This window comes from Bradyrhizobium sp. SHOUNA76, assembly GCF_023006445.1.
Classification (GTDB): domain Bacteria; phylum Pseudomonadota; class Alphaproteobacteria; order Rhizobiales; family Xanthobacteraceae; genus Bradyrhizobium.
On record NZ_JALBHA010000192.1, the window covers coordinates 1 to 10637 of the forward strand.

The following is a 10637-nucleotide window of genomic DNA, read 5'->3' on the forward strand; positions in this document are numbered from 1 at the left end:
GGTCGGATCGCCGCCAGGCGCGCGGCTCAGGCCCAGTCCGTACAGCGCGGCGAAGCCGGCCAGCCCTCCGACCGCCACGGTGGCGATGACGAGGGGGACCCGGCGCGTGGCGGAGGGCTTCTTGTCGAGCATATCGTTTGTCATCCGGTCGCAGATATGGCTATCAGGGGCCTCTTAATACGGCTGGCTGCGGCCAGCAAACGTGCGGCAAATCAAGGCGTGAGCAGGGGATCATGAGCAACAAGATGTGGGGCGGCCGGTTCTCGGAACGTCCCGATGAGATCATGGAAGAGATCAACGTCTCCATCGACGTCGATCGTCACCTCTACGCCCAGGACATTGCCGCGTCCAAGGCTCACGCTGCGATGCTCGCCGCGAAGGGCATCATCACGGGCTCTGATGCGAAAAATATCGGCAAGGGTCTAGACACGATTTTGTCAGAGATCGGCAAGGGCGGCTTCGAGTTCAAGCGCACGCTCGAGGACATTCATATGAATGTCGAGAGCCGCCTGTCCGAGCTGATCGGCCCCGCCGCCGGCAGGCTGCACACCGCGCGCTCGCGCAACGACCAGGTCGCGACCGATTTCCGTCTCTACGTGCGTGACGTTCTCGACGAGACCGATGCCGCGCTCGCAGCCTTCCAGCAGGCTCTGGTCGAGCGTGCGCTGGAGCACGCAGGCACCGTGATGCCCGGCTTCACGCATCTGCAGACCGCGCAGCCGGTGACCTTCGGCCATCATCTGCTCGCCTATGTCGAGATGGCCGCGCGCGATCGCGGCCGCTTCCAGGACGCGCGCAAGCGGCTCAACGAATCGCCGCTCGGTGCCGCCGCGCTCGCAGGCACCTCGTTCCCGATCGACCGCCACGCCACCGCAAAGGCGCTTCTCTTCGACCGTCCGATGGCGAACTCGCTCGACGCGGTGTCCGACCGTGACTTCGTGCTGGAGACGCTGTCGGCAGCCTCGATCTGTGCCGTGCACATGTCGCGCTTCGCCGAGGAGATCGTGATCTGGACCTCGCCGCTGGTCGGAATGATCCGGCTCAGCGACAAGTTCACCACGGGATCCTCGATCATGCCGCAGAAGCGCAATCCGGATGCCGCCGAGCTGGTACGCGCCAAGACCGGCCGCGTCATCGGCGCGCTCAACGGTCTGTTGATCGTGATGAAGGGCCTGCCGCTCGCCTATCAAAAGGACATGCAGGAGGACAAGCAGGGTGCCATGGAGGGCTTTGCCGCGCTGTCGCTGGCGATCCGCGCCATGACCGGCATGGTCCGCGACCTCGTGCCCGACGAAGCCAAGATGAAGCTTGCCGCGGGCGAGGGCTATGCCACCGCGACCGACCTCGCCGACTGGCTGGTGCGGACGCTGAAAATGCCGTTCCGCGAGGCCCATCACGTCACCGGCCGCATCGTCGCCAAGGCCGCCGAGGGCGGCGTGGCGCTGCACGAGCTGCCGCTCAAGGAGATGCAGGCGATCGAGCCAAAAATCACCAAGGACGTGTTCGGCGTGCTCTCGGTCGAATCGTCGGTGAAGAGCCGCACCAGCTTCGGCGGCACCGCTCCGAAGAACGTGACGGCCCAGGCCAAGGCCTGGGTGAAGCGGCTGGAAAAAGAGCGAAAATTGGGCTGAGGGTAAAATTTCGCTGATGTTTCATGGTCATCCGGGCTCTCGCCAGAGCGTGCCAATCTCTGTATGGTGCGGCCCGCGTAGTGGGGATTTCGTCGTGACGTCAAAGTTTCGCCCGGCCGGCTCGGGGTGGGCCATCATTGTCTTGAGCCTGACGGCGCTTGCGCTTGCGGGTTGCGGCCGCAAGGGTCCGCTGGATCTGCCGCCGACCGCCACCAGCGCGCCGACGGCCAACGGCGCCGCGCCTGTCGACACCGAGACCGCAGCCCAGAAGACGTCGAGCATGTTCAATCCCACCTCAGCCTCAGGTGCGGATGCCGAGCCCGCGGCGGCCAAGGGCCGGAAGAAACCGTTTATTCTCGACCCGCTCCTGGACGAACCTCCCGGCAAGAAATAAGCCGGGACAACCGAGCCTAAGCCATGAACCATTTCGACTATCGCAACGGCGTGCTGCACGCCGAGGCGGTGAACCTGTCCGAGCTGGCCGCGACCGTCGGCACGCCGTTCTATTGCTATTCGACCGCGACGCTGGAGCGGCACTATCGCGTCTTCACCGAGGCCTTCGCCGGCGAGAAGGTGCTGGTCTGTTACGCCATGAAGGCGAACTCCAACCAGTCGGTGCTGCGCACGCTGGCCAAGCTCGGGGCCGGCGCCGACGTGGTCTCCGGTGGTGAATTGAAGCGCGCGCTGGCCGCCGGCATTCCGCCAAACAAGATCCTGTTCTCCGGCGTCGGCAAGACCGAATCCGAACTCCGCGCCGCGCTCGCCGCCGACATCCTCTGCCTCAACGTCGAATCCGAGCCGGAGCTCGAGCTGCTGTCGCGCGTTGCGACCGAGATGGGCAAGACCGCGCGCATCTCGCTCCGCGTCAACCCCGATGTCGATGCCGGCACGCATGCCAAAATCTCGACCGGCAAGTCCGAGAACAAGTTCGGCATCCCGATCGTGCATGCCCGTGAGGTCTATGCCCGCGCCGCGAAACTCCCGGGCATCGAGGTGACCGGGACCGACGTGCATATCGGCAGTCAGATCACCGAGCTCTCCGGCATGGAGACCGCGTTCCGCATCCTGTCCGAGTTCGTGCAGACGCTGCGCACCGACGGTCACAACATCAGCCACGTCGATTTCGGCGGCGGCCTCGGCATTCCCTATTACATGGACCGCGAGGCGCCGCCGTCGCCGGCCGCCTATGCCGCGATGGTCAAGCGCGTCAGCCACAATCTCGGCTGCACGCTGATGTTCGAGCCCGGCCGCATGATCGTCGGCAATGCCGGCATCCTGGTTGCCAAGGTGATCTATGTGAAGCACGGCGACGGCAAGAATTTCGTCATCATCGACGCTGCCATGAACGATTTGATCCGCCCGACGCTGTACGAGGCGCATCACGACATCCTGCCAGTGAAGCAGCCCGCCACGGGCGCCGCCACCATCACGGCCGATGTCGTCGGCCCGGTCTGCGAGACCGGCGACTATCTCGCGCTCGATCGCACGCTGCCGACGCCCGCGCCCGGCGATCTCCTCGCCATCATGACCGCCGGTGCTTACGGCGCGGTGCAGGCCGGCACGTACAACACCCGGCCGCTGGTGCCGGAGGTGCTGGTGAAGGACGATCAATACGCCGTGGTGCGCCCGCGCATCGAGGTCGAGCAACTGATCGCGATGGACACGCCCGCGCCGTGGCTGTGAGGCGGACGCAAAACCTGCAAAGCAACCCCATGCACAGTAGCCTCGGGGCTGCCTGGCGCACTGAAATCGCTTGAGACGTCGAGGCAAATCGGCGGCAACGCGCAATCGCGGCAGGATTTGGGATTGCCAGGCGATCAGGCCAATCGACCGGCATTGGCGCGGAAGGTCCGCGGGGTCACACCGGTTTCCTTGCGGAAGGAACGCACGAAGTGCGATGGATCCGCATAGGCGAGATCATACGCGATTTCGTTGATCGGCTGATCCGAGAACGCCAGTTGCCGCTTTGCTTCGGTGACGACCCGTCGCCTAATCAGCTGTCCGGCCGTCACCCCGGTCATGCGCTTCACGTGCTTGTTGAGGCCGTCGGACGTCATCGCGAGCTTCGCCGCATAAAAATTTAGCAGCCGCCGGCTGCGAAAATGACTTTCAATCAGCTCGAGCAGTCTTTCGATCACTGCGTCGTTGAAATGGGCTGCGGTGCCGCTCCGGCCTATCGCCAGGCGCCCGACTTCAACTGCGATCAGGGCAAGGTAGCTGTTCACGGCGACATTGAACCCCTCGCGGGAGAGCAGGCGCTCTTCGCTGAGGCGCGCACTCAGGTCGGATAGGCGGGCCATGTCGTTCTCCGCGATCGAAACCACGGGGGCCATCGTCAGCCGCTTCAGGCGCGCGACCGTGTCTCCCGCAGCGTCGCCGAACGTTCGTGCCACGTCCTCCGTGAAACTGACCACCCAGCCGCTCGTCGACGACTGAAAGTGAAATCCGTGAGCCATGGTCGGAGGTACCACGATGATGGCGGGGGCGTGAAAGGGGATCATCGAGGTCTCGTACTGGACCTCGCCGGCGCCGTGCTCGATCAGGAGGATCTGCAGAAGATTGGCATGGCGATGAACGCAGATCCGCCAGTCATGGAGCGAGCAGCGCGACGGGATGGTCTCGGCATGGACGAAATTGAACGCGCGAGGGTCGGGGGGCTCACCGTAGAGATGGAAGAACGGCAGTTCCATCGTACGAGTTTCTCGCGGTTCGTCAGGGTGCGGGTCAGATGTCATCCTAAGGCCATGAGATTCTCCAGCGAAGCGTCTCCTGGCGCAGGAGCTGCGCGTGCTGGACAAGATTGCGCGTTTGGGATTGAGTTCCGTCGGTTGTCCCGCATCCAACGGACATGGTCCGATGTTCACCGATCTCAGTAGCCGCGATGAGAGCTTCGACAGGTTCCTGAGCACGTTCAATCGGCTCGTTCCTCATGCGCGGATTGATCTGGACGGCAGCCGAAGCGCATTCCGCTGGCGCGGCCAGTTTGCCGCGACGAGCGGATTCTCTTGGTGGGATGTCGAGTCCGAGATCGACTGGACCTGCCGCCTCTCGCACCGCAAGGAGAGGCTCGGGCTCGTGCTGCCGAGTTCGGGGACGGTGAGCGGCAGGGTGCGGGATCGGACCGTGGCCATCGACCACAATTACGCGTTGGCATTGAGCGTGCCGGAAGTCAGCTCGATCGCCTATGCCGGCCGCGGCAGGCACGCGCACGTCACGCTGGAATTCGAGGTCGCGACGGTGCGGAAGGTGCTGTCCGGCATTTTCGAGGGTGGGTCGCTGCGCAGCATGGAGCTTAACCCGCGGCTCGATCTTGCAGGTCCCGCGGGCCGCATGCTCACGGCGCTGGCCGAAGCGGTCGGAGCCGGCATGCGCGACGAGGCGCTTCGCTCCGAGAAGTCCATGGCGCTGCTCGGCGAAGCCATCCTGCGGCTGGTCTTCCTCAATTTTCCGCATGGCTTCAGCGATCGCCAGCGCCGCCAGCAAGACGCCACGCCGCGCCGGATCAGGGAGGCGATCGACTTCATGCGCGCCAACATGCACCAGGCGCTGACATTGAGCGAGGTGGCAGAGGCGGCAGGCATCAGCGTGCGATCCCTGCAGTACGGATTTCACCGCTTCAGGAGCGTGACGCCGCTGGCTTATCTGCGGCAGATTCGCCTCGAGGCGGTGCAGGCGGAATTGTCATCGCCGCTGAATGCGCTGTCGGTCCACGACGTGGCGCTGAAGTGGGGCTTTGCGCATATGGGGCATTTCGCGTCGAGATATCGCGATTGCTTTGGAGAAGCGCCGTCCGAGACGGCAAGGCTTGCGAGGGCAGCGAAGGGCGCGCGCTCCTGACGCGTGCTGTTGCGCTTCTCCGGCGCGCCCGTGGTCCCCGGAAAAAATCTGTCGCCGGAAGGTTTTGTTCCAGCCGATGACGACCTTGTTCTACGGCCCCCTCGCATCGTGATGCTACGACTTCCCGAAAATACCAACAGATCGGGGAGGGCATCATGGAGTGTTCACGAATTCTATTGCGCGTTTGCGCATCCACAGTTGCGTTGGTCGCCGGAGCGGTCGCGCTGCCGAACGCTGCCGCGGCACTTGCGGCACCGACATGCGCGGGCCTGGCGACGGATCCGCGGTTCGAGCTGGCGAACAATCCCTCCATCAAGTCGGCGACCAGCGCCATCAAGACGACGGCGGCTCCTGCCAGCACGAAGTACTGCGGCGTCACGCTGGTCTACGGCACGAGTCCGAGCCAGAACATCACCATCGCGATAGGATTGCCGCTCAGCCCGGCGGACGGCGGTGCAGGCGGGACCATGGGCGCTTGGAACGGCCGTACCGAAGGCCTTGGCGGCGGCGGATGCGCCGGCAATCTCAACGTAGATGCGGCCGTGAATGCCGGCTATGTCGGATCGGGGACGGATGGCGGCCACGCCGGCGGCGACTGCACGCCCGGCGTCAATGCCGACCATACCTACAATCTCCAATTCATCCAGGATTTCTTCCGCAACGGGATCAAGCAGCAGATCCTGTGGTCGAAGCGCATTGCGACCGCCTATTACAGCAAGCCGCCCAGCTATAATTACTGGAACGGCTGCTCGACGGGCGGCCGGCAGGGATATCTGCTGGCCCAGGAGCTCGGGAGCCAGCTCGACGGCATCCTTGCCAGCGCTCCCGCGGTGTACTGGACGCGCTTCCAGACCGCGCAGATGTGGGGCCAGATCGCAATGTTCGAGCAGGCAGGCGAGAACCCGAGCGGAGCGATCCCTCCTGCCAAGCTGGTCGCGGCGCAGAAATCGGCGATCGCGGCCTGCGACGCCAATGATGGCGCGGTCGACGGCATCATCAACGATCCCCGCACCTGCCGCTTCAGTGCCAAGGCCAACATATGTGGGAAGCCGGGTGCGCCGGCGGCACCGAATTGCCTGACCGCGGACGAGGCGGTGGTGGTCGACAAGATCTGGGACGGTCCGCGCAACAAGCATGGCAATCGTATCTGGTTCGGGTTGGATCGCGGCAGCGACTTCTCGATCCTCGACGGTCCGACGCCGTTTCCGCTTGGCGTGACCCAGTTCGAATGGAACCTGATCGATCCAAGCTTCGCGCCGCCATCGACCAAATGGAATACCGTCAGCCTCGGGGGCAAGGGGCTGTCCTATCCCAGAGTGGCGGAAGCGGGCTCCCGCAACATCGCCGATGTGACCGACACATTCGGCCCGCTCGATGCCTTCCGCGCCCGTGGTGGGAAGTTGATGACTTTCCTCGGCGCCAACGACCAGTTCATCTATCCGCGCGGTGTTCTCAACTACTACCGGCAGATGGCAGAGCGCTATCAGAGGAATCACGATCGAACCGGTTTCGAGGGCGTGCAGAGCTTCTACCGCCTGTATCACGCACCCGGCGTCGGTCATTGCGGCCTGCCGATCTTCGGCCTCGGCACCACGGGGGCCTGGCCGCAAAATGGCGCCGACTTTACCGCGCTCGTCAATTGGGTCGAGAAAGGCGTTGCGCCGGACCAGGTCGTCGGCCGCAGTTTGGCGCCGGCACTGTCGCGGCCCTTGTGCCCCTATCCGCAAACGGCAAAGTACAAGGGAACGGGTGACGTCAACGATGCCGCCAACTGGAGCTGTGGCGGCAATCTCGAGACGGCGGAGGCAGTCTGCCCCGATGTCCTCGTCAAGTACAAGGACGAGTTCGACGGCCCGCTGGACTATCGCGCAAGCGCAGTCGATCCGGGCTTCTGCAAGGGCGGACGCCAGGACGATAATCGCTGATCCGACCGGTCGGTGATGGGGCGGGATCCTGGATCGGCGTGCACCGATCCAGGATGAGCGCGCGTTATCGTCCCGCCAACCCGCCCATCTTTCCGCCCACCACGACGTTCGCCTTCTTCTCGATCGGCTTGATCGCCGCGGTGAAATCGGACTCGGCGCCTTCCGCAGCTATCACGGTCTCCCACAACCGCCCGACCGCGTCGGCGACCTCCATCGACAGGCCGAGCTGCTTCATCTCCTCCAGCGCCAGCCGCACGTCCTTCACCATGAGTCCCGTGGCGAAGCCGAAGTCGAATGTACGCGGCAGCACCGCGCGCGGAAACTTGTCACGGCTCGCCGTGTTCATGCCAGAGCCGGCATTGATGACGTCGATCATCACGGCGGGATCGAGCCCGGCCTTCACGCCCATCACCACGGCCTCCGACGTGGCCACGATCGCGGTCGCCGACAGGAAATTATTGGCGAGCTTCATGGTCTGCGCCGCGCCGGGCTTCTCGCCGATGAAGAACACTTTTCCGATGATGTCGAGCGCGGGCTTGAGCAGTTCGAACTCCGCCTTCGGCCCGGAGACCATCACCGCCAACGTGCCCTTCTCGGCGCCGCCGACACCGCCGGAGACGGGGCAGTCGATCTGCACGATGTTGCGTTGGGCGAGGAGTCCGTGAATCTTCGCGGCCATCGCCGAGCCGACCGTGGACAGATCGATGAAGCGTTTTGCGCGGCTGCCCTCGATCACGCCGTTCGTCCCGGTTGCAACCTCGAGCGAAGCCTGCAGCGAGGGCAGGCTCGCCATGACAGTCTCGACCTGATCGGCGACGTCCTTCGGCGATGTCGCTTGCGTAGCGCCAAGCGCGACGAGCTTGCCCATGACTTCCTTGCGCGTGTCGAACACGACGAGCCTATGTCCCGCCTCGATCAGCCGCCGCGCCATCGGGAAACCCATGTTTCCGAGGCCGATGAATCCGATGTCCATGGTGTTTCCTTTCTGTTGTCATTGCGAGGAGCGAAGCGACGAAGCAATCCAGGGATGTGTCCGTGGAGGGATTTCTGGATTGCTTCGCTTCGCTCGCAATGACGGAGCGATACGTTGAAAGCTGTTTGTTCGGCTCACGCCTTGCCGTCGATCTCCGCGAACACCTCGCGCGCGATGCGAAAACTGTCGACTGCGGCAGGCATGCCGCCATAGATCGCGACCTGCATCAGGATCTCGCGGATTTCCTCGCGGCTGACGCCGTTGGTGAGCGCGCCCTTCAGATGTGCGCGGAACTCGTGCTGGCGGTTGAGGATCGCGATCATGGCGATGTTGAGCATGCTGCGGGTCTTGCGCGGCAGCTCCTCGCGGCCCCACACCGTGCCCCAGCAATATTCGTTCAACATCTCCTGGAACGGACGGTTGAAATCATCGACGTTCTTCAGGGCGTTGTTGACATAGGCCTCGCCCAGCACCGCTTTGCGGACTTCCAGGCCCTTGTCGTGCATCTTCTTGTCCATGGCGTTTCCCTTACTTCCCTTGCGTTTCTCTCGGGCGGCGCGGCGGAAATTACGGGGTTGGGCGGGGCCAGTCACGTCCTCGTGTTATGCGGGAAAAGGGGTGTCTCCCGTACGGGAACGGATGCCTCAGTGCTGCCGTTGTGATAGGCTCCTCTCCCACCGGGCAACCTGGAGAGTTGATTGAACGGCGTCACCCCCGACCCGTCAGACCCGATCCGCAACAGTGACGCTCTGTCGCGGTTGAAGCTGGCGCAGGCCCTCGATCGGGCCATCTATGCCATAGCGTGGGAGCGTGCCTGGCCAAATCTGGCGCGGCTTCTGACCGTCGTCGGCCTGTTCCTGGTGGTGTCCTGGGCCGGCCTGTGGCTGGCGTTGCCGTTCATCGCCCGTGCCATCGGTCTCGTCGTTTTCGCCGCCATCGCAATCGCCGTCCTGTTGCCCCTGTTTCGCTTTCGCTGGCCGAGCCGCGACGAGGCGCTGGCCCGGCTCGATCGTGGCTCCGGCATCCGTCACCGCCCGGCGACGACGCTGACCGACACACTGTCCTCGCAGGATCCGGTCGCACAGGCGCTGTGGCAGGCGCAGCGCGAGCGGACGCTGGCCTCGATCAAGCGCATCCGAGCCGGTCTGCCGCATCCGCGACTTGCGCTCCATGATCCCTGGGCGCTGCGCGCGCTGGTCATGGTGATGCTGGTCGCGACCTTCTTCGCCGCCGGCGACGAGCGCGCGATGCGGCTCGGGGCCGCCTTCGACTGGAACGGCGTGCTGGCGCCAGCGAATGTTCGCGTTGATGCCTGGGTCACCCCGCCGCTCTACACAGGCAAGCCGCCGATCATCCTGTCGGCCGCCAACAAGGAGGCCGCGGCGCTGCCGGCTTCAGGCCCGCTTGCCGTTCCCGCAGGCTCGACCCTGATCGTGCGCTCCTCCGGCGGCAGCCTGGATGTCGCCGTCTCCGGCGGTCTCAAGGAGGTCGCTCCCGCGGAGGCTGCACCCAAGGGCACCAACGAGAAGCATTGTGCCATCACCGGTGACGGCACCGCGCGTGTCCGCGCGCCTTCCGGCCAGCCGCAATGGGCGTTTGCGGCAACGCCGGACCGTGCGCCGACGATCGTGCTCGCCAAGGATCCCGAGCGCCAGGCGCGCGGCGGGCTCCAGCTCTCCTACAAGATCGAGGATGATTACGGCGTCACCGGCGCGGATGCGCACATTGCCTTGCGCTCCGCCGACGCCAAAGATGCCGTCAAGGATGGCCGCAAGGATTCCGACGCCAAGGCCGCGGCGCGGCCGTTGTTCGAGCCGCCGCACTTCCCGCTCGTGCTGCCGAACGCCCGCACCCGCAACGGCGTCGGCCAGACGGTGAAGGATCTCAGCGAGGATCCGTATGCCGGCGCCGACGTTACGCTGACGCTGAGCGCCAAAGACGAGGCCGGCAACGAGGCTAGAAGCGAACCCTTCAACATGCGCCTGCCCGAGCGTCTGTTCACCAACTCGCTCGCGCGCGCGCTGATCGAGCAACGCCGCATCCTCGCGCTCGACGCCAACAGGAATTCCGACGTCTACACCGCGCTCGACGCGCTTATGATCGCACCCGAATTGTTCACGCCCGATGCCGGCTGCTATCTCGGCCTCCGGAGCCTCGCGACCCAGCTCGAGGCTGCCCGCACCGACGACGCCCTGCGCAATGTCGTGGCGAGCATGTGGGCCTTCGCGGTCACCATCGAGGACGACGGTGTCGCCGGCAGCGTCAACGCCG

The 10637-nt window shown here is 64.7% G+C and carries 9 protein-coding genes and 1 pseudogene; 6 read left to right on the top strand and 4 right to left on the bottom strand.

Annotated features, from left to right (window positions below):
- Positions 1 to 132, bottom strand: a pseudogene (locus MOV74_RS41025) (thiol:disulfide interchange protein); the annotation flags it as partial.
- 101 nt (positions 133 to 233) lie between these two features.
- Between MOV74_RS41025 and argH the strand changes: the two are divergent.
- From argH to lysA, 3 genes are all read left to right on the top strand, one after another.
- The gene (gene argH / locus MOV74_RS19945; RefSeq protein WP_246925901.1) at positions 234 to 1631 is read left to right on the top strand and encodes an argininosuccinate lyase; all 1398 of its coding nucleotides are present in this window, start codon (positions 234 to 236) and stop codon (positions 1629 to 1631) included.
- 94 nt (positions 1632 to 1725) lie between these two features.
- Positions 1726 to 2025, top strand: coding sequence for an LPS translocon maturation chaperone LptM (locus MOV74_RS19950; RefSeq protein WP_246925902.1), 300 nt, complete (start codon positions 1726 to 1728; stop codon positions 2023 to 2025).
- Positions 2026 to 2048: 23 nt separating this feature from the next.
- Positions 2049 to 3314, top strand: a complete 1266-nt coding sequence (lysA, locus tag MOV74_RS19955; RefSeq protein ID WP_246925906.1) for a diaminopimelate decarboxylase — start codon at positions 2049 to 2051, stop codon at positions 3312 to 3314.
- Positions 3315 to 3448: 134 nt separating this feature from the next.
- On the opposite strand, the gene MOV74_RS19960 is transcribed toward lysA, so the two are convergent.
- Positions 3449 to 4321 (bottom strand): helix-turn-helix domain-containing protein, encoded by an 873-nt coding sequence (locus MOV74_RS19960; protein ID WP_246925909.1) that lies wholly within the window; start codon positions 4319 to 4321, stop codon positions 3449 to 3451.
- A 97-nt stretch (positions 4322 to 4418) separates the two neighbouring features.
- Between MOV74_RS19960 and MOV74_RS19965 the strand changes: the two genes are divergently transcribed.
- Both MOV74_RS19965 and MOV74_RS19970 read left to right on the top strand, forming a co-directional pair.
- A complete protein-coding gene (locus tag MOV74_RS19965; protein ID WP_246925911.1) occupies positions 4419 to 5468 on the top strand; it encodes an AraC family transcriptional regulator in 1050 nt (349 codons plus the stop codon).
- Between the two features lie 155 nt (positions 5469 to 5623).
- Positions 5624 to 7393, top strand: coding sequence for a tannase/feruloyl esterase family alpha/beta hydrolase (locus MOV74_RS19970; RefSeq protein ID WP_246925914.1), 1770 nt, complete (start codon positions 5624 to 5626; stop codon positions 7391 to 7393).
- 64 nt (positions 7394 to 7457) lie between these two features.
- Here the strand turns inward: MOV74_RS19970 and MOV74_RS19975 are convergent, their stop codons facing one another.
- The gene (locus tag MOV74_RS19975) at positions 7458 to 8366 is read right to left on the bottom strand and encodes an NAD(P)-dependent oxidoreductase (protein WP_246925916.1); all 909 of its coding nucleotides are present in this window, start codon (positions 8364 to 8366) and stop codon (positions 7458 to 7460) included.
- A 134-nt stretch (positions 8367 to 8500) separates the two neighbouring features.
- Positions 8501 to 8884, bottom strand: a complete 384-nt coding sequence (locus tag MOV74_RS19980; protein ID WP_018316258.1) for a carboxymuconolactone decarboxylase family protein — start codon at positions 8882 to 8884, stop codon at positions 8501 to 8503.
- Between the two features lie 180 nt (positions 8885 to 9064).
- Between MOV74_RS19980 and MOV74_RS19985 the strand changes: the two genes are divergently transcribed.
- Positions 9065 to 10637 (top strand): TIGR02302 family protein (locus MOV74_RS19985; protein WP_246925918.1); only part of this gene is annotated, 1573 nt, incomplete at its 3' end.

Excerpts from the sequence above, each read along its gene's own strand:
- MOV74_RS19960 (WP_246925909.1), bottom strand. The coding sequence starts at position 4,321 with ATGGAACTGCCGTTCTTCCATCTCTACGGTGAGCCCCCCGACCCTCGC.
- lysA (WP_246925906.1), top strand. The coding sequence starts at position 2,049 with ATGAACCATTTCGACTATCGCAACGGCGTGCTGCACGCCGAGGCGGTG.
- MOV74_RS19970 (WP_246925914.1), top strand. The coding sequence starts at position 5,624 with ATGGAGTGTTCACGAATTCTATTGCGCGTTTGCGCATCCACAGTTGCG.
- MOV74_RS19980 (WP_018316258.1), bottom strand. The coding sequence starts at position 8,884 with ATGGACAAGAAGATGCACGACAAGGGCCTGGAAGTCCGCAAAGCGGTG.
- argH (WP_246925901.1), top strand. The coding sequence starts at position 234 with ATGAGCAACAAGATGTGGGGCGGCCGGTTCTCGGAACGTCCCGATGAG.
- MOV74_RS19975 (WP_246925916.1), bottom strand. The coding sequence starts at position 8,366 with ATGGACATCGGATTCATCGGCCTCGGAAACATGGGTTTCCCGATGGCG.